This is a genomic window from Thermoproteota archaeon (genome assembly GCA_003352285.1).
Taxonomy (GTDB): Archaea; Thermoproteota; Nitrososphaeria; order Nitrososphaerales; family Nitrosopumilaceae; genus PXYB01.
The window spans coordinates 354,213-380,053 of record QQVN01000005.1 but is presented as its reverse complement, the minus strand read 5'-3'; the positions used below and the strand labels follow the sequence as shown (position 1 = coordinate 380,053).

30 protein-coding genes, 2 tRNA genes and 1 rRNA gene are annotated in these 25,841 nt (G+C 36.7%); 24 read left to right on the top strand and 9 right to left on the bottom strand.

Features of this window, described 5'->3' with window-relative positions; all coding sequences use genetic code 11:
- Positions 1-24 precede the first annotated feature (24 nt).
- The 3 genes from DWQ18_08410 to DWQ18_08400 are packed head-to-tail and all read left to right on the top strand — an operon-like array spanning position 25 to position 1,278.
- Entirely contained in the window at positions 25-210 is a 186-nt protein-coding gene (locus tag DWQ18_08410) for a hypothetical protein (GenBank protein RDJ33170.1), read from the top strand.
- A 1-nt stretch (position 211) separates the two neighbouring features.
- Positions 212-1,057 carry a histidine kinase gene (locus tag DWQ18_08405; GenBank protein ID RDJ33169.1) on the top strand — a complete coding sequence of 282 codons (846 nt, stop codon included), beginning with the start codon at positions 212-214 and terminating at the stop codon, positions 1,055-1,057.
- Complete coding sequence (locus DWQ18_08400) at positions 1,054-1,278, top strand: hypothetical protein (GenBank protein ID RDJ33168.1); 225 nt, start codon at positions 1,054-1,056, stop codon at positions 1,276-1,278. The genes DWQ18_08405 and DWQ18_08400 overlap by 4 nt, the downstream gene beginning before the upstream one ends.
- Here the strand turns inward: DWQ18_08400 and DWQ18_08395 are convergent.
- On the bottom strand, positions 1,273-1,611 hold the full coding sequence (locus tag DWQ18_08395; protein ID RDJ33167.1) for a hypothetical protein: 339 nt from the start codon (positions 1,609-1,611) through the stop codon (positions 1,273-1,275). The genes DWQ18_08400 and DWQ18_08395 overlap by 6 nt on opposite strands.
- Positions 1,612-1,670: 59 nt before the next feature.
- Positions 1,671-2,159, bottom strand: a complete 489-nt coding sequence (locus DWQ18_08390) for a DUF1722 domain-containing protein (GenBank protein ID RDJ33166.1) — start codon at positions 2,157-2,159, stop codon at positions 1,671-1,673.
- 234 nt (positions 2,160-2,393) lie between these two features.
- Between DWQ18_08390 and DWQ18_08385 the strand changes: the two genes are divergently transcribed.
- From DWQ18_08385 to DWQ18_08370, 4 genes are read left to right on the top strand one after another with little or no spacing between them, the layout of a single operon-like run.
- On the top strand, positions 2,394-2,813 hold the full coding sequence (locus DWQ18_08385) for a hypothetical protein (protein ID RDJ33165.1): 420 nt from the start codon (positions 2,394-2,396) through the stop codon (positions 2,811-2,813).
- A 46-nt stretch (positions 2,814-2,859) separates the two neighbouring features.
- Positions 2,860-4,407 carry an acyl-CoA carboxylase subunit beta gene (locus DWQ18_08380; GenBank protein ID RDJ33164.1) on the top strand — a complete coding sequence of 516 codons (1,548 nt, stop codon included), beginning with the start codon at positions 2,860-2,862 and terminating at the stop codon, positions 4,405-4,407.
- Positions 4,408-4,413: 6 nt separating this feature from the next.
- The gene (locus tag DWQ18_08375; GenBank protein ID RDJ33163.1) at positions 4,414-5,898 is read left to right on the top strand and encodes an acetyl-CoA carboxylase biotin carboxylase subunit; all 1,485 of its coding nucleotides are present in this window, start codon (positions 4,414-4,416) and stop codon (positions 5,896-5,898) included.
- Positions 5,899-5,909: 11 nt separating this feature from the next.
- Complete coding sequence (locus tag DWQ18_08370; protein RDJ33162.1) at positions 5,910-6,422, top strand: acetyl-CoA carboxylase biotin carboxyl carrier protein subunit; 513 nt, start codon at positions 5,910-5,912, stop codon at positions 6,420-6,422.
- A gap of 13 nt (positions 6,423-6,435) precedes the next feature.
- Here DWQ18_08370 and DWQ18_08365 read toward each other — a convergent pair whose 3' ends face one another.
- Complete coding sequence (locus DWQ18_08365; GenBank protein RDJ33161.1) at positions 6,436-6,906, bottom strand: peroxiredoxin; 471 nt, start codon at positions 6,904-6,906, stop codon at positions 6,436-6,438.
- Positions 6,907-7,066: 160 nt separating this feature from the next.
- On the opposite strand from DWQ18_08365, the gene DWQ18_08360 reads away from it, so the two are divergent.
- From DWQ18_08360 to DWQ18_08310, 11 genes are read left to right on the top strand one after another with little or no spacing between them, the layout of a single operon-like run.
- Positions 7,067-7,399: an NADH-quinone oxidoreductase subunit A gene (locus tag DWQ18_08360; protein RDJ33451.1), complete on the top strand. Its 333-nt coding sequence runs from the start codon at positions 7,067-7,069 to the stop codon at positions 7,397-7,399.
- A gap of 42 nt (positions 7,400-7,441) precedes the next feature.
- Positions 7,442-7,966, top strand: a complete 525-nt coding sequence (locus tag DWQ18_08355; protein ID RDJ33160.1) for an NADH-quinone oxidoreductase subunit B — start codon at positions 7,442-7,444, stop codon at positions 7,964-7,966.
- Positions 7,966-8,526, top strand: a complete 561-nt coding sequence (locus tag DWQ18_08350; protein ID RDJ33159.1) for an NADH-quinone oxidoreductase subunit C — start codon at positions 7,966-7,968, stop codon at positions 8,524-8,526. The genes DWQ18_08355 and DWQ18_08350 overlap by 1 nt, the downstream gene beginning before the upstream one ends.
- Positions 8,527-8,528: 2 nt before the next feature.
- A complete protein-coding gene (locus DWQ18_08345) occupies positions 8,529-9,662 on the top strand; it encodes an NADH-quinone oxidoreductase subunit D (GenBank protein RDJ33158.1) in 1,134 nt (377 codons plus the stop codon).
- The gene (locus tag DWQ18_08340) at positions 9,663-10,964 is read left to right on the top strand and encodes an NADH-quinone oxidoreductase subunit H (GenBank protein RDJ33157.1); all 1,302 of its coding nucleotides are present in this window, start codon (positions 9,663-9,665) and stop codon (positions 10,962-10,964) included.
- Positions 10,964-11,461: an NADH-quinone oxidoreductase subunit I gene (locus tag DWQ18_08335; GenBank protein ID RDJ33156.1), complete on the top strand. Its 498-nt coding sequence runs from the start codon at positions 10,964-10,966 to the stop codon at positions 11,459-11,461. The genes DWQ18_08340 and DWQ18_08335 overlap by 1 nt, the downstream gene beginning before the upstream one ends.
- Positions 11,454-11,966: an NADH-quinone oxidoreductase subunit J gene (locus tag DWQ18_08330; protein ID RDJ33155.1), complete on the top strand. Its 513-nt coding sequence runs from the start codon at positions 11,454-11,456 to the stop codon at positions 11,964-11,966. The genes DWQ18_08335 and DWQ18_08330 overlap by 8 nt, the downstream gene beginning before the upstream one ends.
- A complete protein-coding gene (locus DWQ18_08325) occupies positions 11,947-12,252 on the top strand; it encodes an NADH-quinone oxidoreductase subunit NuoK (GenBank protein ID RDJ33154.1) in 306 nt (101 codons plus the stop codon). The genes DWQ18_08330 and DWQ18_08325 overlap by 20 nt, the downstream gene beginning before the upstream one ends.
- Positions 12,252-13,811, top strand: coding sequence for a formate hydrogenlyase (locus tag DWQ18_08320; GenBank protein ID RDJ33153.1), 1,560 nt, complete (start codon positions 12,252-12,254; stop codon positions 13,809-13,811). Before DWQ18_08325 ends, DWQ18_08320 begins: the two co-directional genes overlap by 1 nt.
- Positions 13,812-13,814: 3 nt before the next feature.
- Positions 13,815-15,884, top strand: a complete 2,070-nt coding sequence (locus DWQ18_08315) for an NADH-quinone oxidoreductase subunit L (GenBank protein RDJ33152.1) — start codon at positions 13,815-13,817, stop codon at positions 15,882-15,884.
- An 11-nt stretch (positions 15,885-15,895) separates the two neighbouring features.
- Positions 15,896-17,380: an NADH-quinone oxidoreductase subunit N gene (locus tag DWQ18_08310; protein ID RDJ33151.1), complete on the top strand. Its 1,485-nt coding sequence runs from the start codon at positions 15,896-15,898 to the stop codon at positions 17,378-17,380.
- On the opposite strand, the gene DWQ18_08305 is transcribed toward DWQ18_08310, so the two are convergent.
- On the bottom strand, positions 17,370-18,221 hold the full coding sequence (locus DWQ18_08305) for a polyprenyl synthetase family protein (protein ID RDJ33150.1): 852 nt from the start codon (positions 18,219-18,221) through the stop codon (positions 17,370-17,372). The two genes, DWQ18_08310 and DWQ18_08305, sit on opposite strands and share 11 nt — an antisense overlap.
- 43 nt (positions 18,222-18,264) lie before the next feature.
- Positions 18,265-18,358: transfer RNA gene (locus DWQ18_08300), tRNA-Glu, on the bottom strand.
- Positions 18,359-18,439: 81 nt separating this feature from the next.
- On the opposite strand from DWQ18_08300, the gene DWQ18_08295 reads away from it, so the two are divergent.
- Both DWQ18_08295 and DWQ18_08290 read left to right on the top strand, forming a co-directional pair.
- A complete protein-coding gene (locus DWQ18_08295; GenBank protein RDJ33149.1) occupies positions 18,440-19,075 on the top strand; it encodes a pyrroloquinoline quinone biosynthesis protein PqqC in 636 nt (211 codons plus the stop codon).
- 44 nt (positions 19,076-19,119) lie between these two features.
- Positions 19,120-19,193, top strand: a tRNA-Met gene (locus DWQ18_08290).
- A 110-nt stretch (positions 19,194-19,303) separates the two neighbouring features.
- On the opposite strand, the gene DWQ18_08285 is transcribed toward DWQ18_08290, so the two are convergent.
- Positions 19,304-19,912 carry an orotate phosphoribosyltransferase gene (locus DWQ18_08285; protein ID RDJ33148.1) on the bottom strand — a complete coding sequence of 203 codons (609 nt, stop codon included), beginning with the start codon at positions 19,910-19,912 and terminating at the stop codon, positions 19,304-19,306.
- Between the two features lie 50 nt (positions 19,913-19,962).
- Between DWQ18_08285 and DWQ18_08280 the strand changes: the two genes are divergently transcribed.
- Positions 19,963-21,045, top strand: coding sequence for a transcriptional regulator (locus DWQ18_08280; protein ID RDJ33147.1), 1,083 nt, complete (start codon positions 19,963-19,965; stop codon positions 21,043-21,045).
- On the opposite strand, the gene DWQ18_08275 is transcribed toward DWQ18_08280, so the two are convergent.
- Positions 21,037-22,137, bottom strand: coding sequence for a site-2 protease family protein (locus DWQ18_08275; protein RDJ33146.1), 1,101 nt, complete (start codon positions 22,135-22,137; stop codon positions 21,037-21,039). The two genes, DWQ18_08280 and DWQ18_08275, sit on opposite strands and share 9 nt — an antisense overlap.
- Before the next feature lie 74 nt (positions 22,138-22,211).
- Here DWQ18_08275 and rimI point away from each other — a divergent pair, with 74 nt between their 5' ends.
- Together rimI and DWQ18_08265 are read left to right on the top strand one after the other, a co-directional pair.
- Positions 22,212-22,712 carry a ribosomal-protein-alanine N-acetyltransferase gene (rimI, locus tag DWQ18_08270; GenBank protein ID RDJ33145.1) on the top strand — a complete coding sequence of 167 codons (501 nt, stop codon included), beginning with the start codon at positions 22,212-22,214 and terminating at the stop codon, positions 22,710-22,712.
- 38 nt (positions 22,713-22,750) lie between these two features.
- Positions 22,751-22,972: a transcriptional regulator gene (locus DWQ18_08265; protein ID RDJ33144.1), complete on the top strand. Its 222-nt coding sequence runs from the start codon at positions 22,751-22,753 to the stop codon at positions 22,970-22,972.
- On the opposite strand, the gene DWQ18_08260 is transcribed toward DWQ18_08265, so the two are convergent.
- Positions 22,969-23,799: a class I SAM-dependent methyltransferase family protein gene (locus DWQ18_08260; GenBank protein RDJ33450.1), complete on the bottom strand. Its 831-nt coding sequence runs from the start codon at positions 23,797-23,799 to the stop codon at positions 22,969-22,971. The genes DWQ18_08265 and DWQ18_08260 overlap by 4 nt on opposite strands.
- 5 nt (positions 23,800-23,804) lie before the next feature.
- Positions 23,805-25,589 carry a ribosome biogenesis/translation initiation ATPase RLI gene (locus DWQ18_08255; GenBank protein ID RDJ33143.1) on the bottom strand — a complete coding sequence of 595 codons (1,785 nt, stop codon included), beginning with the start codon at positions 25,587-25,589 and terminating at the stop codon, positions 23,805-23,807.
- A 97-nt stretch (positions 25,590-25,686) separates the two neighbouring features.
- Between DWQ18_08255 and rrf the strand changes: the two genes are divergently transcribed.
- Positions 25,687-25,806, top strand: a 5S ribosomal RNA gene (gene rrf, locus DWQ18_08250).
- The last annotated feature ends 35 nt before the right edge of the window (positions 25,807-25,841 follow it).

Genomic DNA, 25,841 nt, shown 5'->3' with positions numbered 1-25,841 from the left:
CCACAATTCGGGAGTGAGCAATAGATGGGACGCTCATGCAAGGGAGTATGCCAAATACTTCAAGCAGAATCACTTCCAAATGGAATGCGTTATGAAAAAGGTCATAAGCGATGCACCTTCTGTGGCTTCTTTTTCTCAATTCCTGATGTGAGGTGTCCTTGCTGTAAGGCAGTCCTGCGTACAAAACCACGAGGAAGGAAGAGGGATTAGCATGGTGTATGTTAGAGCTAAAACAGTAAAAGGAGACAAGTATCTTTATCTTGTCAAAAGCAAATGGGATTCTAAAAAGAATACTTCACGACAAGAGATTATCAAGTATCTTGGCAAAGCATCACTTGTAAAATTAAATGATGTTCCTGAAGATTACCGCAAAGATCCAAAAATCCTTTCTTTTCTGACAACACATTCAGGAGAAAACGTAGAAAAAAATCAAAAGCTCATTGATAAAGTCAAAAAAGAACTGTTCAACGCATTAACCAAAGGTGATCTTGATAGATGTCTTGACATCTTTGAATCATTTGAAAAAACAAACACTCTCAACGTTTTTTATGATTCAATTCTCAAACCCGTAATGTATAAGATTGGAGATTTATGGGAATCAAACGAATTAAGCGTTGCCACAGAGCATGTATCAAGCAACATTGCAAAAGAGCTTGTTAGCATTATTACAGAAAGAAATTCTGTAATAAAGAAGAAAGACAAAATTCTTGTCTGTACTCCATCAGGTGAAGAACATAATCTTGGATGTAATGTCATTCAATCATTCTTACAAAGCAAGGGATATCATGTTTACAACATATCTCCATCTGCTCCAACAGAATCTGTCCTAAGTTTTATCAGTGACAAAAAGCCACATGCAGTCTTTGTTTCCATAACACTTGAGGACAACATAAAATCTGGACAGCGCTTGGTTAGTAAAATTAATTCACAATATAAGGTACCTGTATTAGTAGGAGGACAAGCAGTTGAAGGAAAGGACTACAAATTTGATGGAGAGATAATTCAAAATCAACCGCTTGAAAAGATTCCTCGTATTATCAAGCAAGCAATGAAATGAAGTTTGCAAAAAATGTCTTTAGTGCATTTGGAGTTCTTTTCATTATTACCGCAATAATAGTTCCTATCCAAAATCTAATTGTTTGGGGGCCTGACTTTGTGACTGACTTTTACACTTCCCAAGAAATCACTGCTGAGAAGATTTCAATTGGCGTAATTGGATTCGGGGTTTTTATGATCTTTCTTGCACACAAAAAAGCAGATTACATCGAAAAATTATGATTCTTTCAAGTACACTTCAATTGTATCAAGCTCATCCTGATGATCTCCAATATAATGAAGAATTTCATCAGAATCTATCTCTATCCACTCTGAATTGCCTTTATGAGAGACAACATCTTCAATAAATACACCATTCTCACCGGAGAACCTGATTAAAACACGTTCTTGTTTTGGGTATGAAACTGGCAATTTAATTAATTTCTCTTTCCAATGTCCCTGAACATTAATTTTGTATTCTTTTTCGTTTATCAACGCAATTCCAAAAAAGTAACTTTGATTGATATCTAATTTTTTTATCTTAATTATAATTGGTTTATTTTCTGTTTGTTGCATACTAGATAGTATTCACAATTGAATAAAAGCATGAATCTAATTTTCCTCTAGTGGTAATATTATGTAAATAACAAAAAATATGTCTGTCTAATCAAATACCTCTTGTCAAATTTCATAGTCCAATTTTTTAATGTTAATAGAATATTTCTTAATTCTTTTTCATCTCTCTTCAGATTTTCTACCATCTTTGAAAATTCATTTTTTTGTTCCCTTGTAAGATCTTTTGAAAAGTGTCCAACTATATGATAAATTGTATTAAGATGTGATCTATTTGTAGGATTTTTTTGTAAAAGACTTCTCATAATGAGATAGTATTTTTCAAAGACCTCTTTAGGATTATCTCTGCTTTTGTTTGCAACTAAATTACCAAGCTTATTTAGCTGGTTTGGACTATGTGCCATAAACAAATACTTGTTGTTTGTATGGAATCGTATTAGCTCATTCAAATCACTGTGGTTTTTTGCTTCAAAAAATCTTTCATAAACAAACTGATGAATGTCGACAAGTGACAGATTATCTACTTTGGGGGATGGTATCTCTTTCAACATAGAAGAAGAGCAAGAAAATAGTATATGAAGCCGAAAACTAAATTTTCATATTACCACTAGCATTTTTCTCAAAATAATTAGCACTTGGACATCTTACAAGTAGGTGTTTTTATATTACAAATCATCAAAAACTGAATTTCTATGGAAGATAATCACGAAATATTCTGGTATTCCTTGTATTGATCCACTCTTTAATCAAAACTTAAAATTTACCCCCTGTTAGGTAACAGCATATTGGCTGACGAAAAGGAAAAAACTGCTACTGAAGAGAAAAAAGATACTGCAAAAACTCCCGAAACAGCAGTTGAGGCAAAAGAAGAGCCACCAAAACCAAAAGAATACACTCCTGAGGAGATTGCCGAAATAGCCAAAAAAGTAGAGACGCCATCAGATCAGATTCCTCCCTACAAGCCTGAATACATTCTAAGTCCAGAGTATGGTGGAACATCAAACTATGAAAATGGAATCAAAGAGATTCGTGAAGAAGCACAAAGACGATTATCTTCTTTAAAAAACAATTCTGATGCAACACCACAACAAATTGCAAAGGCAGAAGTTGATCTCAAAAAATTAGACCATCTCTATGAGAATTTCCACATTGGGATGAATGTCTTTAGAACCGCAAAAGGCGGACGAGACAAATTAAGAGAGTAGATCCGACAAAATAATATAGGTAAAAAGTTTTCACAGATCGCCGGCTATGCATTCTGAAAAAATAGATAAATTTTTGAAAAAAAACAAGCAGGCTGCCCAAAGTGGTGGACAAGACAGAATTTTAGCACAGCATGAAAAAGGAAAGTTAACAGCTAGAGAAAGAATAGATCTCTTACTTGATGAAGGAAGTTTTACTGAAGTTGATGCATTAACAACTCATCATTATCATGAATTTGATATGCAAAAGAAGAAGTTTTTTGGTGATGGAGTTGTTGGAGGATATGGAACAGTAAATGGAAGACAAGTCTTTGTTTTTGCATATGACTTTACAGTACTCGGTGGAACATTAAGCCAAATGGGTGCTAAAAAAATTACAAAACTTATGGATCATGCAATTCGAACAGGATGTCCTATTGTTGGTATAGCAGATTCTGGTGGCGCTAGAATCCAAGAAGGAATTCTTAGTCTTGATGGGTTTGCAGACATCTTTTATCATAATGAACTTGCATCAGGCGTAGTTCCACAGATTACTGCTAGTGTTGGTCCTTCTGCTGGTGGTGCAGTATACTCTCCTGCAATGACTGACTTTGTTATTATGGTTGAAAAAATTGGTAACATGTACGTTACAGGTCCAGATGTTGTAAAGACTGTACTTGGAGAAGAGATATCATATGAAGAGTTAGGTGGTGCAATGACTCATGGTTCTAAAAGCGGTGTTGCACACTTTGTAGCTAAACATGAATACGAATGCATGGATTATATCAAAAAATTACTATCTTATATTCCACAAAATTATACCCAAGAACCACCAATTGTAAAAACTGATGATGATCCTAACAGAACTGATCATAATTTAATCAATTTAGTTCCAGAAAATCAATTGCAACCATACGACATGAAAGAAATTATCTTTTCAATTGTTGATAACAGAGAATTTTTTGAAATCCACGAATTATTTGCACCGAACATTATTGTTGGATATGCAAGAATGAATGGAAGAACAGTTGGCATTGTTGCAAATCAACCACTCAATCTAGCAGGAGCACTAGATATTGATTCATCAAATAAAGCAGCACGATTCATAAGATTTTGTGATGCATTTAACATTCCGATAATTACTTTGGTAGATACACCAGGATATATGCCAGGTTCTAATCAAGAGCATAACGGAATTATTCGTCATGGAAGTAAACTACTCTTTTCATATTGTGAGGCAACAGTTCCAAAGATTACTTTGGTTATTGGAAAAGCATATGGTGGCGCATACATTGCAATGGCAAGCAAAAATCTTCGCACAGATGTAAACTATGCATGGCCTACTGCTAGGATTGCAGTTCTTGGTGCAGAAGCTGCTGTTAGAATTATGAATAAAAAAGATCTTGATGCCGCAAAGAATCCTGATGAATTAAAAAAGCAATTAACCGATGATTTTGCAGAAAAATTTGATAACCCATACGTTGCTGCAGCAAATGGTTCCGTAGATACTGTTATTGATCCTTCCCAAACAAGACCTATGATAATAAAAGCACTTGAAATGCTTGCTAACAAGCGAGACAAACAACCTCCAAGAAAACATGGAAATATCAATTTGTGAGTAAAAATGATTGAAAAAGTCCTTATCGCAAACCGAGGAGAAATTGCCTTACGTGTAATTCGAACATGTAAAGCACTTGGAATTAAAACTGTAGCAGTTTATTCTGATGAGGATACAAACTCTCTACATGTTAAAAAAGCAACAGAATCATATCATATCGGTAAAGCAGCTCCAAAGGAGAGTTATCTTAATCAAGAAAAGATAATGGAAGTAATTCAATCATCTGGAGCAGATGCAGTTCATCCAGGTTATGGATTCCTTTCAGAAAATGATGACTTTGCAAGATTATGTGAGAATAATAAAATCAACTTCATTGGACCCTCAGCAGATTCTATGAATCTCTGTGGTGATAAGATGGAATGCAAAGCTGCAATGCTCAAAGCTAAGGTTCCAACTGTTCCAGGTAGTCCTGGTCTAGTAAAAGATGCAGCTGAAGCTGAAAAGATTGCAAATGAAATTGGCTACCCTGTACTTTTGAAATCAGTTTATGGTGGAGGAGGTAGAGGAATTAGATTAGTAACTAATGATAAAGAATTACGAGAGGGATTTGAAACAGTAACTTCAGAATCAATTGCAGCCGTTGGAAAATCTGCTATAATTGTTGAAAAATTCCTAGAAAAAACCCGTCACATTGAGTATCAAATGTGCAGAGACAAGCATGGGAATGCAGTACATCTCTTTGAGCGAGAGTGCTCTATCCAAAGAAGAAATCAAAAACTAATTGAACAAACACCTTCTCCTGTTGTAGACCAAAAAACAAGAGAAAGAGTTGGTGAACTTGTAGTAAAGGCAGCAGAAGCAGTAGATTATACAAATCTTGGTACTGCTGAATTTTTACGAGCAGATAATGGAGAATTTTATTTTATTGAAATCAACGCCAGACTTCAAGTAGAGCATCCAATTAGCGAAATGGTTTCAGGACTAGACTTTGTAAAGCTGCAAATTGATATTGCAAACGGAGAACCACTTCCATTCAAACAAAAAGATCTAAAAATGAATGGTTATGCAATTGAATGTAGAATTAATGCAGAAGATACATTTTTGGATTTTGCACCATCAACTGGACCTGTACCTGAAGTAAACATTCCATCTGGACCAAACGTTCGTTGTGACACTTACTTGTATTCTGGTTGTACTGTATCACCATTTTATGATTCATTGATGGCAAAATTATGTACATGGGGACCAACATTTGATGAATCAAGACGACGAATGCTTACTGCATTAGATGATTTCTACATTCAAGGAGTAGAAACTTCAATTCCATTATACAAAACAATTCTTAGAACGGAAGAATACAAGAAGGGTGAACTCTCTACTGACTTTTTGAAAAGATATGGAATTATTGATAGATTAACAGAAGACATCAAGGCTGATAAAGAAAAAAATAAAGAAGCAGCACTTGCTGCAGCAATAATCCACTCGGAATACTTTAAGAGCAGAGTGAAAGATTCTACTGATGCTAATTCCACATGGAAGAGTAGATTATAGGTGAGCTAATGATGGAATTCAAAATCAAAGATATTGAACAAGTCTTCAACGGAGAAATTCTCCAAAATCATGGAAATAATGAGTATACAATCAAAATTAACGGGGATGACAGAAATATCAAAATCTTGCAAATGGATTCTAAAGGAATAGAATTTGTCTTAGACCAACAATATCATACAGTCAAATACCTCCAGACCTCCACTGCGGAGCTAAACATGGTTGTTGATGGAGTACCAATGATAGTCAACAAACACATCAATTTGGATAAAATAGTTTACAAAAACTCTGGTGGTGCAGGAGCAGGTGATTCCAAATTGGCATTACACAGCCAAATTCCTGGTAAGGTTGTCTCAATTGCAGTTGAAGAAGGTGCATCAGTGAAAAAAGGTGATACAATCTGTACTTTAGAATCAATGAAGATGCAAGTTGGCATAAAATCTCACAAGGATGGAGTTGTAAAATTGATCAAAGTAAAGAAAGGCAACTCTGTTGCAAAAAATGATGTCATCGCAGAAATCGAATAATAAAAAAGAAAAATTAGTTTGATTTTAGAAATTCTTTGATTTCGTTATAGTTTGGTTCCTTTAATGGATCTTCAGAAACCCACTTGTAACCAATCGTACCGTCTTCCATTACGATAAAGACAGAACGCTTTGCTGCATTGTAGTCTTTAACATGAAGGAGATCTGGCATTAGAACATCGTAAGCTCTAATGGTCTTACTGGTATAGTCACCAAGTACGGGAAAGTTAATGTTGTGTTGTTTTGCAAATGCTTTGTTTGCAAAAGGTCCGTCGTTACTAATGGCTACTACCTGTGCGCCAAGATTAGAAATTTCTTTCCATGAATCTCTAAAAGTACACATTTCAGTCTCACATACTGGAGAACTTGCAGCTACAAAGAATGATAAAATGACTTTTTTCCCTTTGAATTCGTCAAGCTTTCTCATTTTTAGTTCTGTATCTACAAGCTCAAAAGCTGGAGCCTTGTCACCTACATTGAGGGCCATATTTCAAAAACAGATCTAGTCATATTAAGGACTTTGCAAAAAATTTACTTAAAGAAAAATCTGCGATCCAAAAACCGAGCATAGCTTTTTATACCATCTTCAGGGTTTCAAAGCTACTTTGGTAGGGGAAGTAGCGGCTAACTATAGTACTATATTGATGATGTTTGGGTTTGCAGTAGCTGCAACAGCTCCCGCACTTTTAATTTCAAGAATGATTGCACCCAGAAGATTGAGCAATCCTGTAAAGTTTTTGCCAATGGAATGTGGTCAAGTTCCAAAGGGCGAAGGTCGTACTCATTTTATGATGCAATATTATGCATACATTCTCATGTTCGTTGTCTTTGATGTTATGGCAATCTTTCTTTATGCATGGGGAAGCACAATTCTGAATCTTCCAAAAGCCGCCACTCTTCCAATTATTGGATTCTTAGCAATTATGTTTGCAGCAATGGCATTTGCACTGTATCAATCAGGGAGACGAAACATTTGGTAATCGCAAGTTATAATCCGAGTATAATGGAGGACAGGAAATAAAATGCTAAAAGATCTTGTGACTCCACAAACCGCTAATGTGTTTGTTGGCAAGTTGGGAGATATTTTAGAAAAGGCAGTTGATCAACCACTAGGTTATGCACTCAATTGGTCAAGAATTTGGTCATTATGGCCAGTTCACATCGAAACGGCCTGTTGCAGTGTAGAATTTGGTGCAGCATCAGGACCAAGATACGATGTTGAAAGATTTGGCATCATTGAAGCATTTGGTTCCCTTAGACAATGTGATCTTGTTGTTGTACAAGGAACAATCACAAGAAAGATGGCTCCAAGACTACGTCTTGTATATGATCAAATGCCAGAACCAAAGTATGTAATTGCAATGGGTGCATGTGCAATCACCGGAGGACTCTATTTTGATTCCTACAACGTACTTCCTGGCATAGACGGTGTGTTACCTGTAGATGTGTATGTTCCAGGATGTCCACCTAGACCTGAAACTCTTATACAAGGATGTATGCTCCTACAGGAGAAAATTAAGAGAATGAAGGCTAGGAAGACTGTCTAATGAGTACTGAAACAAAACCAGCTGCCGCTGATGAAAAAAAGGAAGTAGCAAAGAAAGAACCAGAGCTTCCAAAATTTGAAAAAGGAATTGCTGATAAGATTACAAAAAAATTCAATGACAAGGCAGAAATTACTTTTGTAAAACCAAATAGAATTGGCGTCAAAGCAAGCAAAGAAAATGTTAAAGAAGTTGCACAGTTCATTCGCGATGAATTAAATTTTGATCATGCAGAATCTGTAAGCGGTGTAGATTATCCTGCTGATAAAGAAATAGAAGTAGTTTACCATCTAGGTTCCTATACTGATCCTACTTTAGCAAAACAAATCTTAGCTCTATCTACAAGAGCTCCAAGAGAAGACAAACCAAGTCCTGGTAAGGATTCCACTAGGTTACCAAGTCTTAGAGATGTATTTTACAGCGTAGAATTTCATGAAAGAGAATGCTTTGAGATGTTAGGTGTTTTCTTTGAAGATCATCCAGATAATCGCAGATTACTTCTCCCAGAAGATTGGGCAGATTTACCTCCATTAAGAAAGGACTTTAGGATAAAGGGAAGATAGAGATGAGTAAACAACTACCTCCAGGTTTAGCAGTCGAAAGCGTAGATGAGAGAATTATGACTCTCAATGTTGGACCACAACATCCTGGTTCTGGCCACATGCGATTGATAATCAAAATTGATGGTGACTATATTGTATCATGTGATCCTGATCCTGGATATGTCCATAGAGGAGAAGAAAAGATGGCAGAGTATAGAAATTACATTACAAACATTCCTCATCTTGAAAGACCAGTAATTCATGATTCATGTAATGTACTGTATCCATATTGTTTGGGTGTTGAGGACCTTTTAGGAATTGAAGTTCCAGAACGTGCAAAGTATGTTAGAGTTATTGCATCTGAGCTAAACCGATGTGTCTACACATTATACTGGTTGGCAATCTATGGAATATTCCTAGGACATTCTACAATGTTTATGTGGCCTGCAGGTGATCGTGAACTTTTAATCGACTTGCTTGAAAAAATGACAGGTGCTAGAGTTACACACGCATATTTTGTTCCAGGTGGTACAAGAAATGACTTACCAGCAAACTTTGAAGATGTTTGTCTTAGACAAGTAAATTATTTTGAAAAGAGAATTCGTGAATATGGTCCAATCTTTTATGATAATCCAATCTTAATTGCAAGAACACAGGATGCAGGAATTTTATCTCGTGAAGATGCTATTCGACTTGGAACAACAGGCTCTGTATTGCGTGCAAGTGGTGTTGACTTTGATATTAGAAAGAAAGAACCATACGATGCATATGAGGAACTTGATTTTCAAACAAATGTACTCAAAGAAGGTGACTCTTATGCAAGATCAAAAGTTCCATGGCTTGACATGCTTGAGAGCTGTAGAATAATTCGTGATGCATTAGCTAAAATGCCAAAGTCCGGTTCTGTACGTGTAAAACTGAAACCAAATCCAAAAGGTGGAGATGAATCTGTTTACAGACGAGTAGAATCCGGCAGAGGTTCTCTTGGCTGTCACATTGTTTCAAATAACAAACCAGAACCATACAGATTAAAACTCAGTGTTGGTTCCTTTAGAAATCTCATTTGTATGCCACATCTTCTCAAAGGTGAAAAACTCGGTAACATGCCAGCAGTTTATTGGAGTTTAAACTATTGGCCAGTGGAGGCTGACCGATAAATGTCAATTATTGCACCAAAATTCCGGCTGGGATATTTTCTAAAGTACGTTCTTGATAACGTATTTTGGATAATTGTACTGTTGACTCTGGTTGGACTTCCTCTTGTCCAAATTATGTTGTTTTACATTGACCTACCAATAGTTAATGGAGAACTTGTAAACCCCTTCCTGGCACTTACATGGCTAGCAGATCCGTCTCGTACCTTGCCCCTAATCAAAGCACTAATGTTTACAGACATTTTTAGAATTGCTGCATTTCCTGGATTTGGTTTTGCTGCACTATTAGCAGCTGGCACAATTTTTGTTGAAAGAAAAATGCTAGCAAAACTCCAGCTCAGAGTTGGACCATTTTACTGTGGAAAAGTCGAGGGAATATTACAATTAATGGCAGACGGCCTAAAGTTAATCTCAAAAGAAATTATCATTCCTGCAAAGTCCGATAAGCCAATCTTTATTGCAGCACCACTTTTGTTTGTGGGCGCAGCTGCTGCATTCGTTGCATTAATCCCAGTAGCTCCTGGAGGATGGGTTGTTGCAGATGTAGACATTGGTCTAATTGCAGTATTTGCCGTAATTGGTTTCTTCCCAATAATTACAATCTTATCTGCTTGGTCTGCAAACAGCAAGTTCCCATTCATTGGTGGAATTAGAGCACTTCACCAAATGGTTTCATTTGAAATTCCATTAATCTTATCATTACTTGGCGTTGTTATTCTTACAGGAACTCTAAATCTTACAGAGATTATTGAATCCCAGTCTTCATTCCCTTGGATTATCTTTTTGCCAGTTGGTGCAATTGTATTTTTCATATGTGCTCTAGCTGAGCTAGAAAGAATTCCTTTTGATCTTCCAGAAGCAGAAAGTGAAATTGTTGCTGGATGGTTAACTGAATTTTCTGGAATGATGTATGGACTAGTTCAACTTGGTTCTTACTTGAAATTATATGCATTTGCTGCATTGTTTGTAGTGATCTTCCTAGGTGGATGGCATGGACCTATGATCTGGCCTCCCTTCCCAGAAGAAATAATCACTGAGGGTATAACTGCAGGTCCAATCACTGCAAAGATTCCTGGTTTGCCAGTATTTTCACAAGAAATGCTTAATGGCGTTTTGTGGTTTGTAATTAAAACAGTATCTGTAATCTTTTTCATATTACTCCCAAGAGGTGTGTTCCCAAGAATTAGAATTGATATGTTATTGAAAATTGGTTGGTACAAATTAATTGGTCTTGCATTCGTTAACATCTTTATAGCACTCACCTTGCTTTATGCTGGAGTATTTGGTCCTGGGGGAATTTTGTAATGGGAACTGCTAGTGGAATTATCAAAGCACTAAATTCAGGAATAAAGCATTTAGCTGTAAAGCGTTTCACACTAAGATACCCTGAACAAAAACTCAAATTCGTAGGTGACGGTTATCAATTTGATCCAACAACGGGTGTTGGTATTGCAGGTCTCAAAGGAAGACACATGCTATTTCATGACCATTGTACTGGTTGCCAGCTCTGTTCTATAGCATGCGAAGGTGTTGCTGAAGCAATTGCAATGGTAAAAGTTCCAGAAGAGTGGAAACAAAACAAAAAAGCAATCATGCCACAAATTGATTACGGAAAATGTGTATTCTGTGGATTGTGTGTTGATGCTTGTCCATTTTATGCATTATACATGACTAATGATTATGAGTTATCATCTTATTCCAAAGAGGGACTGATATACACACCAGCTCAACTACAGGTAAAACCTGATGTTCAACAAGATGCTGAAATAATAATTACTGATAGAGGTGCAACTCATGGCTGATGCTGCGTTTCTAGCATTATCTGTTCTAACAATTGGCTCTGCAATTGCAGCATTAGAATTAAGATCTTTAATTTATGGCTCAATTGCATTAATGGGTACACTAGGTGGTGTAGCTGGATTCTTTTTGCTACTTGATTCACCATTTGTAGCAATGTTCCAACTTGCAGTTTATGTTGGCTCTATTGCAGTATTGATTTTGTTCACAGTTATGCTTGTGAGAAGAGAATTAATCTTCAAAAAAATTGAAGACCCAAGAAGAAAATTTGCTGGAATTGCATTAATGCTAGTCTTCATGACTGCATTAGGTGCTGTCATCATGGATTCTGGTATAAAGAGTATTACTACAGATGAACCCCCAGTAGACTTTAGAGAGATTGGTACTGATTTTCTTACTTACTATTGGCCTGCACTTATTGCAATGGCATTAATCTTATCGGGTGCTGTAACGGGCGCATTGGTTTTAGCTAGACGGGAGGATATTTCAGATGAGCAACGAACTAATTGATTTTGTAATTGTCTCAATCGCTCTTTTGGGCATTGGTATCTATGGATTATCCGTAAAACGAAATGCTTTGAGAATGTTATTTGCAGTTGAAATCGTCATTAATGCTGCAAATCTTAACTTGGTAGCATTTGCTAGATTCCTACCTCATAGCGGTGGACAAACTTTAGCATTGTTTTCAATTGCAATTGCTGCAGCAGAAGTGGCAGTCGGTTTATCATTGATTATTGTTGCTTACAGAATGTACAAGAATGTCGACATTGCTGAATTTAGGAGCTTGAAGGGATAATGGAATTTGCATTAATGCAGGCAGTATTCTTGCCTCTATTACTCTCACCAGTAGCCTACATTATAGGTAGAAACGCGGGACCAAACGCAGCAACATGGTTTACATTTGGAGTATTACTCTACTGTACTGCTCTCGTAATTTTGACTGCACTCAACGGAACATATGAAGAGCATTATCAGTGGACCGAACTATTTGGCGAATTTGGATTTGTCCTTGATGGTCTAGCATCACCATTTGCAATAATGATCTATGTTCTCAGTACCATCTTGGCTTTGTACTCAAAACCATACATGGTTCACAAATTCAAAGAACAATTTGAAGAAAATAACAAAGAGGCTGCAGCTGAAGGCTCTGGACAGACAACAACACTGGTTGACTCTTCAGAATTAAACTCACATATCAACAAACAATCTGGAATCTACTTTGCACTATTTCTTGTATTTGCAATGGGAATGCTTGGAACAATCCTTGCAACAAACCTCATTGAATTTTACATCTTCTTTGAGGTAATGCTGATTCCTGGTTTCTTTTTGATTGCTTTTTGGGGTGATGGCCCAAGACGAAAAATAGCTTTAATGTTTCTATTCTGGACCCATGTTGGTGCAGTAGTTCTTCTTTTAGGATTTTTGATGATTGGTCTTTCAATTGGAAGCTTTGACTTTGCAGATATTCGCGAATCAGAAATTCCTCAAGATGTACTGTTATTGTCTGCAGTAGCAATAGCAATTGGACTTGGAGTAAAACTTGCAGCATTCATGTTCCATATTTGGTTACCCTGGGTTCACGGTGCAGCTCCTACTCCAATCAGTGCTCTCTTATCGCCAGTAATGATTGGAATTGGTGCATATGGTATCTTTAGATTAATTGTTGAATTCCTGCCAATGACATTTGCAGATTTGGCAATCTGGTTCCACGTTTGGGGATTGGTTACAATGATCTATGGTGGCGCAATGGCATTAATGCAAGATGATCTCAAAAGATTATTTGCATATTCTAGCATCAGCCAGATGGGATATCTTCTCTTTGGAATAGGCTCTTACTCTGTTTTGGGAATGTCCGGAGCTGAGATGATGTACATTACACACGCATTAGGAAAAGGAATCCTCTTCATGACAGCTGGAATAATTATAGTAAAAGTTGGCACCCGAAGCATCTCAAAGTTAGGTGGACTTGCAGGCAAGATGCCAATCACTGCAGTATGTGCAGTAATTGGAGCCCTTACAATAATGGGTGTTCCACCAACAAGTGGATTCATGGGTGAGTGGATAATGTTCTATGGAGCACTAGAGACTGCAATTGAAGAAGGCTCTACACTACGATACGTAACATTTGGACTAGGTCTTGTTGCAACCGCATTAACAATGTCATACATTCTTTGGATGCTAAAACGAGTATTCTTTGGAAAACTACCTGAAAATCTTTCTAATGTAAAAGATGGAAGTTGGTATATGCTTGCACCAATGATGGTGTTAGCAGGATTTACAATTGTAGTTGGACTTTATCCTGATATCTTTTTGGAAACAATTGTTCCATACATGAGTGGAGTGTTGGGGGCTTAGAGTATGGCTGACATGATGGGATTTGATATTGGTCAGTATGCTGCTTGGCTAATCTGGATACTGCCATTTGCTGCAGCAATGATTATTCCAGGTGTTGGTAAAGCCTCTAAACGAGCAACGGGTTATGTTGCAGTTGCATTTGCCCTAATGAGTGCATTATCTGCAGCATCTTTGCTTCCAATTGCATTAGAAGCTCATGAGGTGCATGATCAGATTAACTGGATAAATGCAATTGGAATTAAAGCTGGAGTCTTAGCTGATCCAATTGCAATTATCATGGCAAACGTTGTTGGTTGGATATCTTTCCTTATCATGATTTACAGCACTGGTTACATGAAAGGCGATAAAGATATTGTAAGATTCTGGTTCTGGATGATGTTCTTTATTGGTTCGATGCAGCTGATTGTTCTTTCTGATAACTTGTTACAGGTATTCTTTGGTTGGGAAGGTGTAGGACTTGCATCATATGCATTGATTAGCTTTTGGTATCGTGATAAAAAGAAAGACTATGTTGGAAAAGAAGGACGTACTGTTCTAGGTTTACTTGATTATTATTCTCCAACTCATGCAGGGATGAAGGCTTTCATCATGACCAAAGTTGGTGATGTGATGATGATTGCTGGAATGCTTTTGATATTTGCATTTGCTGGAACATTTGGATTTAGAGAATTACTAGAAGATACTACATGGGCAACTACAATGTCTGCCCAAGGATTGCTTATACCTGCAGCAGTGTTGCTATTTGGTGGAGCGATAGGAAAATCTGCACAATTCCCACTAAATGAATGGCTACTTGAAGCAATGACTGGCCCTACTGCTGTTTCTGCTCTAATTCACGCAGCAACGATGGTAAAGGCAGGCGTATTCCTTGTAGCAAGATTAGGACCATTATTCTTTGCATTAGGTGCAGCAGGAATTCTAGCAGATCAGTTCTTTGAAATTATTGCATGGGTTGGTGCTATAACTGCATTATTGCTTGCCACTCAAGGTATGGTCAATCCAGAAATTAAGAAGGTTCTTGCATATTCTACAGGTTCTCAAATCGGATATATGATGATGGCATTAGGCATTGCAGGTTTATCTGAACAATTTGTTGATGGTTATACTGCAGGATTTTTCCACTTGATATCTCATGCAATGTTTAAGGCTTCGCTCTTCATGGCAGCCGGTTCGTTACTGCATATTGTTGGCTCACGATTTATGACAGATATGGGTGGTCTGCGAAAACACATGAAAAAGACTTATGCGTTTATGTGGGCAGCAGGACTTGGTCTGATGGGAGCTCCATTTATCACAACAGGTTTCTGGAGTAAAGATGCAATCTTTGCATCAGTGTATGAATCAGGAAACGAATGGGCCTTGCCAATATTTGCAATTGCAGTACTTACTGCTATCATTACAGCATTTTACACAACAAGAATGATTGGAATGGTCTTCTTTGGTCCAAAGAGCAAGCACGTTGAAAAGATGGAATCCGAAGGACATCACATTCATGAAGCTCCATTGTCAATGTGGGTACCATATGGTATTCTTGCAGTCTTGACTATTGGAATAGGAATTATTGGATTGTCAGTAGAAGGTGGAATACACGAATTATTTGCAGAGTATTTGGAGCATTCATTTGGAATTCATTCCTTACATCATGCAGATGAGCATTCAATATTGCCTGAATTCCTACAGGGACTTAACCCCGTTGCATTGGGTGCATCATTGGTAGCATTTGCCATAGGAATTGGACTTGGATACATATTCTATATTGGTAGATGGGTTGATCCTGTCAAATTTGTAAACTCTAATCTCTTCTTCTATGGAATTCACAAAGTTATGTTAAACAGATGGTATCTTAATGCAATTATCTATTGGTGCTTTGTTGTAGCACCATTATGGCTAGCACGTGGTGTATTCCGCTACTTTGAGAAGACAGCAATTGACTATGGCATGAATGTAGGATTACAAAAAGCAGTAGGATGGGGCGCAAAAGTAGTTCAGGGAACTCAAACTGGTGTTGCACAATCATATCTATTCGTATTTGGAGCAGGACTACTCTTCGTAGTTCTGATATTGTTGATTTAGGTGATTAATGGATGATCGAAATTACTTCAACACCAATGATAATAATTGCAATACTTGGTACCATAGGTGTAATTCTTCCAGTAATTAGCATAGCTAGAAAAGAAAAGGGAAGCAATTCATTTTATGCTGTAATTGCATTTGGTGCCCTAATTGCATCCATCGGCTATGTCATCTATCAACTAGTCAGTGAGAAGACTCTCTCTGCTGCAATGTTTTCTTCAGGTGTTTTAGTTGATGACACATTTGGTGGTCTCTTTGCAATTGCAATGTTAATTGTAGCAATAATGACTACAGTTGGCTCTTTTAATTACATGAGAAAGCAGAGTCATTCTGCTGTTTACTATTCACTGATTTTACTCTCTGCAATTGGTATGGTTCTTGTTGCTTATGCAACTGACTTGGTAATGTTATTTGTTGCATGGGAGCTAATGAGCATTCCAACATACATTTTAGCAGGATTTATGAAAAAGAACCCAAGCTCAAACGAAGCTGCACTCAAGTACTTTTTGTTTGGTGCTTTGTCATCAGCAATAATCGTTTACGGTATATCTTTGGCTTATGGAATCACTGGTTCTACTAACATCAGCGAAGTAATGCAAGGATTTGCTACAGTAGATCCAGAATTGCTACCTCTTGCATTACTTGCTATAGGTATGTTCATAGCAGGATTTGGATTCAAGATGGGATTAGTTCCATTCCACATGTGGCTGCCAGATACATACGAAGGAGCACCTCCAACAATTACTGCATTACTTGCAGCCGGTACAAAGAAGGCTGGATTTGCCGCAGCGATTCGAGTAATTGTGATGGGAACTGTGGCATTAAATCTTGATTGGACTCTTGCACTTGGAATCATCGCAGTAATGACAATGACAATAGGAAACATTGCTGCTATAATGCAAAAGAATCTTTCAAGAATGCTTGCATATTCCAGTATTGCTCATGCAGGCTACATTTTGATTGGATTGGCAGTTGCACCGTTCTCACAGATAGGACTTTCTGGCTCTTTATTCCATATTCTTAATCATTCTGTTATGAAAGGTGCAGCGTTTATTGCAGTTGCAGGAATTGTTACGACTCTTGCTGTAACTCATTTGGATAAGATCAAAGGACTTGGTAGAAGAATGCCTATCACATCATTGGGTCTTGTAATCTCACTATTTGCACTTGCAGGTGTTCCACCACTAAATGGTTTTTGGAGTAAACTAATGTTATTTGGCTCTGCACTAGATGCTGGTACAGTTGTATGGTGGGCCCCATGGTTAGCTATAGCTGGAGTGCTAAACAGTGCACTATCTTTGGCATACTATGGTTGGATTATGAGAAAGATGTACTTTGAGGGTGAGACACAAAAGAGAGTCAAAGAACCAAAGTCAATCATTGCAGTAATGATATTCTCAATAATATTCATGGTTGGAATTGGTGTCTATCCAGATCCAATAATCAACTTTGCAGAAAGTGCTGCCCCATCACTAAGTTTAGGTATTACGCCTTAAAACTAGTGAATGCAATTAGTTGCTCAAGATTACTCTTTGCATCATTATCTGGAATCTTTCTTAATCCTACTCTAGCTTTCTCAGAATAACTTTTTAGCAAATCTTCCATTCGATTAAAAACATCTCTTGGATCGTGACTCTTTTTAATTAGCAAATTAAATAATTTGTCTTCGTTCTTCCAATCAAGTAAATCATCTCTTATTTGATAAGCAATTCCGATATTCTTTCCATATTCTGTTAGTGCTTCTATTTCTTCTTCAGAACCTTTTCCTATGATGGCGCCAATTCTAGCCGCTACCTCAAATGCAGTAGCTGTTTTATATTCTATCACCTTTAGATAATCATCAAAGGTTACATCTTCACTTGCTTCTAGCTGACCCTCAATCATTTCGCCCTCACTCATCAACATTGCAGTGGTGGCAAGATCTTTTGTTATCCTTGGATTGTTAATTTTTGATGAAATATTAAGAATTAATCCTAAAACAAAATCGCCTGTAAGAATACTAGTGTTGTATCCATATTTTATGTGGAATGGATCTTTTTGCCTTCTTAGGGTTTCATCATCAATAATGTCATCGTGAATGACGGATTCTGTATGGAGAAATTCGACTGCACATGAAGCAGTATAGGTATTTTCATCAACTGTTCCTACACTTTCTGCAGCCAAAACCAAAATTATTGGCCTAATTCTCTTGCCTCCATGAATTGAGTACTTTAATGGTTCTATGAACTCTGATTCGCTATAGAGATTCAATTCAGCTTCTAGAACTTCATCAATTTTCTTGATATAACGACCATAAGTTTCCAAAAGAGGATTAATTTCTATATTCTTTCTATCCAAATACAGCTCTATCCAAAATTCTTTTCAATTACTAATTAAATCTTGGTGCTCCCGCCGGGATTTCCATCAAATGATTTTGGACCCGGGATCACCGCCTTGAAAGGGCGGTATGCTTGACCGGACTACACCACAGGAGCACGTTTGCATCGGGTCATTCTTTATTTAAAATCCTTTGGAAACGAAAAAGACTTTTTTAACGGAGAATTTGGATATGAGATATGAATCAACTAATTCAAAAAATTGATGAAAAGATAGAAGAAAGAAGTTTACTAAAACACCCATTTTACCAAATGTGGTCAGATGGAAAATTAAGTATAGAATCACTTACTGGATATTCAAAAGAATATTTTCAACTAGTAAAAGAAGTCCCAAATTTCATGACACCAATTATACATCAAGCACCTGATTCCCTTGTTGCTGAGCTTTCTGCTAACCAAAAAGAAGAATCCGAACACATCCAACCCTGGATAGAATTTGCAGATTCTCTAGGTGTCCCAAAAAATGAATTGCAACAATATAATGGATTGGAAAAAACTAGACAAGCTGTTTCACAATTATCATCTCTGATGAATTCATTTGAGAGTGGTGCATGTGCAATGTATGCTTTTGAAAAAGAAATTCCAAAAATCAGTCAAACAAAATTAGAAGGATTGGCAGAATTTTATGGAATTACAAGCGCTCAGGCAATTGAATACTTTAAACTTCATACAGAAGCAGATATCCGACACGCAGCATCATGGAGAAATATCTTGGAGAATTCAACAACTGATCAAGAAAAATTACTACAAATTGCAGACAAATCAATATCTGCACAAAATTTGTTGCTTGATAGTTGTTATGAAGCATATTGCTAAATCTCTATAACATTTTATACCAAGGATAAAACCTCATTTGCGTGGGGCCCGTAACTCAGCTTGGTAGAGTAACCGGCTCATAACCGGTGAGCCAAGGGATCGAAGCCCTTCGGGCCCATGTTTTTTCAATTAGTTTTAAAAATAACTCATAGGTAATTTGTACGGCCGCAATGAAGAATCAGAGTTATATCTGAATCATGATGTAAAGGCATTTGACTGAGCTGCCAATCAATTTGTTCCTGTCTGCATCTTTACCTTATCTAAAATTTCTTCCGAAATCATTTTTTGCTCATAAAGAATTTTAGTGATTTCCATAATGTCTGTTAATTGATGCATTTTAACTCCTTCATCACGTAAAGCCTCAGTGGCGCCTTCCATTCTATTAATAATCACATATGTATCTGAAATCTCTAATCCTTCTTGTTTTAATGATTTAATTCCATTTATCACAGAACCGCCAGTAGTGGCAACGTCATCAATCATCAATACTTTCATACCTTTCTCAAAATATCCTTCAACAGATTTTGAAGTACCATAATCCTTGGGTTTGGTTCTTACATAGATTAACGGTTTTACTGTCTCAATCGCTAATGCAGACGCAATAATTAATCCTCCAGTTGGGACTGAAACTAAAGAATCAAAGTTCTCCAATCCTGTCTTTTCTATTATTTGATTTTGGAGATATTTGACCATCTTTCTGAATTGATGAGGGAAACTTGGAACTACTCTCAAATCAATATAGTATGAGCTCTTTTTTCCACTGGCTAGGGTAAAATCTCCAAACTTGATCGAGCCTTTTTGGAACAAAAATGTTGCAAACTCTTTTACAAATTCCATACCAAAATTAACTACACTGGATTTATTTTGGTTTGTTTTTTCAATGTATTATGCCTGAAATCTGGTTAAATTATGGAATTACTGATGTCGTTTTGGACATCAGGGCAGAGAATTTAGAAGAAAATATTGATTCTGATGGCAAAATACTTGAAGATACTCAGATTGCTGAAAAATTAAATTCGTTAGACACAACTAAACCAATTGAGTTAGTGGTGTTACACCACTCAAAAGCAGTTCAAAAAATCATCTCCATCTTGTTTTCTTCATGTGAACAAAAATCAAGGCCTATTCCAAGAATTTTATCTGATAGAAAAATTCTAAATCTTGTAAAACAAGGTCTTCCAGAAGGCAGCATCATATCAGAATTTGAAGAATCAAGCTTGACTAACTCAAATTTGGTATTTTTAAGTGAGTTAGAAATGGATGGACTATTTGGATTTGAAACAATTGCGACTAGATTGCTCAAACGATTTGGAACTGAAAACATGCTTTCAGCATATGCAAAAAGAAAGGGGAACCTACCTACTCCTTGTCAGGCCACTGAAAGCCTAGAGGAAGCAAAAAAATTTGTTGATAACTTTGAGATTATAGGAATTGAGATACTGGCAAACTCAAAGGGAATAGTTGACATTGCAGTTGGTCATCCCTCATCAACCATTTCTCTGACGAAAACCTTTGAATCTATTGCAATCAAAGATGTGGGAAAACACAAGACTATGTTTATCAGCACAGGCAAAGACGCAAGTAATGATACCCTTGGAAAATCTTTAAACTCTTTATGGAATTGTAGTGACGCCATTAAGGATAATGGATTGGCAGTTCTTGTTGCAGAGTGTAAGATGGGGATTGGTTCAGATGCTATCCAGCAATATATTGAGGATAGGTTGAGTTTAGATCAAATTCGAAATCCATCAAAATACATCAATGGAATGGAGGATTTACTATTTCTAAATGAAATTCAAAAAAGATTTCAGGTTGCATTAGTTTCAATACTTCCTGAGTTTTATGCAAAGAAGCTTAACATGATTTCTCTTTCTGGAATTAAACATGGAATGGATTATGTTCTAAAAACTCAGGGTGCAAGACAAAAGGTAGTAGTTGTCTCTGATGGTGCACGACTCCTATTAAGATAATATTCCATTTGGTATAGGAGCACAAAATATTGCCAATATTACAATTATAATATATGCAATTTTTCTATTTCTTGTTAGCGGTGTGACCTCTTCTAGAATTTGTGCACTAGGATTTCTAGAACTCAGAATTAAAATGAACATTGCCATAAACCAATATCCTAGTAACACAAGCACTCCCATACTTGCATATGTTGCATATCTATGCCATTTTTCTTTTAGCAAAGTTCTTGCCATGTGTCCCCCATCTAACTGCCATGCGGGTAGCAAATTTAGAAACGTGATAAGAAATCCAATCCATGCTGCAAAAAGCACTGGTGTCATGAGTACTTCATGAGTGTCTCCGCCCTTGCCAAACAACGCCAATGCTCCTGTCATAAAGAGTGGCTCTCCTTGACTCCATTCGATTAATCTTGCATCCTCAAACAATTGTTCTGCAATTACACTGTCAATCACAGGAGCTGTATATGCACCATAAATTGTGACAATGATTGTTATGACTAGTCCAGCTATTGGCCCTGCGATTGCAACATCAAATAAAATCTCTCGATTAATTGTAAGACCTCTTGATTGAATTACTGCGCCAAAAGTAGGGATAAAACCTAACACTGGTATTCCTGGAATAAAGTAAGGCCAAGTTGTTTTTAGCTTGTGTAATCTCGCGGCAACTAGATGACCTAATTCATGAATTCCTAAAATTCCTAAAAGTGATAGCGTGTAAATTCCTGCCATTTCAATAGGATCACCAATATTGATAATGGAATTTGCCCCAGCAGTCCTATAGTATCCATCAATCATTACAAAACTTACTACTATTGCAAAGAGAATTCTTGGCATCCATGATGATGATAACCACTTTCTCTTTTTTTTCGGAGGCATTCTCCTAACGATTACGTACATACCATCATCGCCCGATTCTATTTTTCCAATCAAATTCAAAGATTCAAGTTTCAATGCAAGATCAAGGAATCGCTCTTTAAGATCGGAGTCTTGATTAATCTTAAATCCCAAGGCGTCTAGTCCTTGCTCAAATTCGATAACATCAAATTTTGAGGAGACTAAATCTACAACCTCTTCTATAGTTGGCTCACTCATAATTATGCCACATTTTCTACACATTAATGGCTTTACTGCTTTAAAATTAAATAACTGACACTAGAAGTATCGACATGCAAGTAATTTTACGTCAGATTGGAGAATGTAGTGTGAGACGAGCAGAGCCTCGAGATCTTATTCCTGTGATGGAAATTAATCTAAAAACATTACCAGAACATTATTCAGATTATTTTTACGAAAGCCTACTTGCAGAGCTTCCAGAGGCATTTCTTGTAGCTGAAATTTCCGGAAAAATAGTTGGCTATATCATGTGTAAAACAGAGTATGGATTTTCAAATTTTAAAAAATTGGGTTTTGTGAAAAAAGGACATGTTGTATCGATTGCAGTCTTGCATGAACATAGAAGAAAGGGAATTGGAAATGCCCTTGTTGAAGAATCCATGAATGGTGTCAAATCCAAAAAATGTGATGAACTCTACCTTGAGGTTAGATGTAGTAACAATGAAGCAGTAACTTTGTATGAAAAACTAGGGTTCTTTATCAAACAGCGTCTGAAATCTTACTATCGAGATGGGGAGGACGCATACATGATGGCCATAGAATTCAACTACTAGTTCAAAACAATAATTAACTAACAAAATTTTTCAACCGCATGGATAAAAGGAAAACAACTGGAATTTTGATATTTGTCTCTTGTATAGGAGGTTTTTTCCTTTATGCATATCTCCTAATGTTATCTGAATGGAGTCCTATAGTTTTACAACTTTCTGTATTGATGATTGCAGGCGGTGTCCTCGGTGTGATTTCCTGGATTGGATACACTATGGCAACAACAAAACCATCTCCATCATCAATTGCATCTGATGATGATTAATTTTTGTAAATTCGTGCATCAACTACAGTTTGATAGAATCTAGGCCCAACCGCTCTGACAATTTTTGAATTTAGTATGTCTGCTTTTAATGGACACACGTTAAGAAAATGCTCTTCTGAAAGTTTTGAAGCTTCAGCTTTTGTTTCACTATGAATGTGAGAATAATAGTGAATAATACCTCTATCTTTTGTTACTGAAATAGCTGTATCTAAAAATTCATCTGATCTTTCTGGCAACAACATTAATGTCCTGTCTGCCTTTTCTTCTAGATTATTTTTAACAACTTTTGATGCATCTCCATTAATTGAGATTACTGCACCTTTTAGTTTGTTTATTGCAATGTTTTTTTCACACAATTCCGATGCAACAGGATTAATGTCAATACTAAACACTGTACATTTTTTCTTTTTTGCAGCTAATATTGAAAACATTCCGACTCCTGCAAAAAGATTGATTACTGTTTCTCCATCCGTTACTAAACTAGCAATTCTTTCTCTCTCTGTAGATAATCTAGGCGAAAAAAATGCTTTTTCTACATCGACAATAAACCTACATCCAAATTCTTTGTACTCTGTTTGAGTATCTTCAAGTCCTACTAATAGCTCTAATTCCCTTGTACGAAAGTCTCCTTTGACGTCTGATGACTGATAATAAACCGATCTTGCTGTCTTTACCTCATTTAACAGAGTTTGACCGATGATCTTCTTTTTTGATAATAACGATTCTGGAATTCTTACGACAATAATGTCACCTATCTGATCAAATGCTGAAAAAAGCTGCTTACTTTCATCTTCAGTCAAATGACCTTCCAATGCTTTTTTTAGCATCTTGGTCATTTTCTATAATAGAAATTACCAGTCTGTTTTTGTTGCTTATCTAATCTACTCTCTGATTTGTTAACTCTAGGCCTCATTGATGTTTCATCCCTTCTAAAGGAGATGTCTAATGATTTTAGGAAACGATTCATGGCGTTTGATTTTGACATGGGTTCAGTTGCATGACCTTCCTTTCCAGACTCTCCTTCAAATATTACCATGGTATCTGAAACTAAATCCATTAACTGTAGATCATGATCAATTACAATCGCTGATTTGCCATAGGAGCGAACAAATTTTTGAAGAAACTTTGCAACTGCTATTCTATCCTCTACATCTAAGAACGCAGATGGCTCATCTAATGCGTAAAGGTCTACTTTTTGCAGGAGGCAAGATGCTACTGCCACTTTTTGTAGTTCTCCACCTGAAAGATTCCTGACTGATTTATTGTAGAGTTTTTTGATTTTTAGAGGATCAACAATCTGCTCTTCTTCCTGACTGCCTTCAATCTGTCCTCCATTTGCCTTATCTAAAACTGATATCACTTCAACATCAATATCATTTTGGAGGTATTGAGGTTTGTATGCTATCTTAATTTTTTTAGTAATTTCACCATCATCGGGTTTTTCTACTCCTGCAATCATCTTCATGAAAGTAGTTTTTCCTAATGCATTTGCACCCATTATTCCTAAAATTTCTCCCTTTCGTACTCTTCCAGGTTCTACGGTGACTCCAAATGCGGGATATTTTTTTACAAGCTTTGGATATGAAATGACATCATCAGCATCTAAGAATTCGTCACTAGATGACGATACATCAAAAGAGAATTTTTTATCCCTAAATCGAACATTTTCAGTTGGAAGATAACCATCTAAGAATACGTTTATTCCCACTTTTGTTGATAACACACTTGAAACGATACCGTATGCTGCTGGCTCACCATATAGAACTTCAATATAGTCACTAAGATAATCTAAGAGTGTTAAATCATGTTCAACAACCATTACACTTTTTCCAATTTTTGCTAAACTATGAATGACTCTTGCTACTCCTGCTCTCTGAAAGACGTCGTTGTATGATGATGGCTCATCAAAAAAGTAAAATTCCGCATCCTTGGCAGCTGCAACTCCTACTGCAATTCTTTGAAGTTCACCACCACTTAATTCTTTAATGTCATGATCTACTGCATTCTCTAATCCAAGATCTTTGATAAGATCATTTGCTACTCCACGCTCATCATATCTTGCAAGTAATTCTCTTCCTGTTCCATTAAATGCCTGAGCTATTTGTTGTACTTGTTGTGGTTTTATGGATGCTCTAATTTTATTTTCCTTAATTTTCTCAAAATGAGATTTTAACTCTGTACCACTATAATATTTTAAAATTTCATCCCACTCTGGGGGATTTTCATACCTTCCAAGATTTGGTTTTAAATTTCCTGACAGGATATTCACAACAGTGCTTTTTCCCATACCATTTCTGCCAAGCAAGCCTACAACTTCCCCTTTCTTTGGAGTTGGAAGTTTGTACAATCTAAAAGAGTTCATTCCATATTGGTGAACTTTATCTGTCGCTAACTCTGATGCTAGGTTTACTATTGTAATGGCATCAAACGGACATACTTTAACACAAATGCCACACCCATTGCAAATATTTTCATCAATCTGAGCCTTTTTTTCTTCCTCATTTAGTATGATGCAATCTGCTCCAGATTTATTCACAGGACAATACTTGATGCATTCCAGACCACATTTTTTTGGCTGGCATAATTCTTTATCAAGTACGGCTACGCGATGAGTCATTCTGCTATCTAATTTTTCTTAGATTTATACCTCTTTTGTAAGAGTTTACTTTGATTCAAGTCGTTACCTTAATAGATAACTTGGACCAAGCATGATTCAAGCCGGCCATAGCGTTAGGGTGCGACCCAACCTCATTCCGAACTTGGAAGTCAAACCTGACGTCGCTGTTGTGTTACTAAGATGCGAGAGCTCTTGGGAAGCAGCAGTGCTGGCATTTTCATTCAATAGCACTATAAACCGGCAATATTCTGA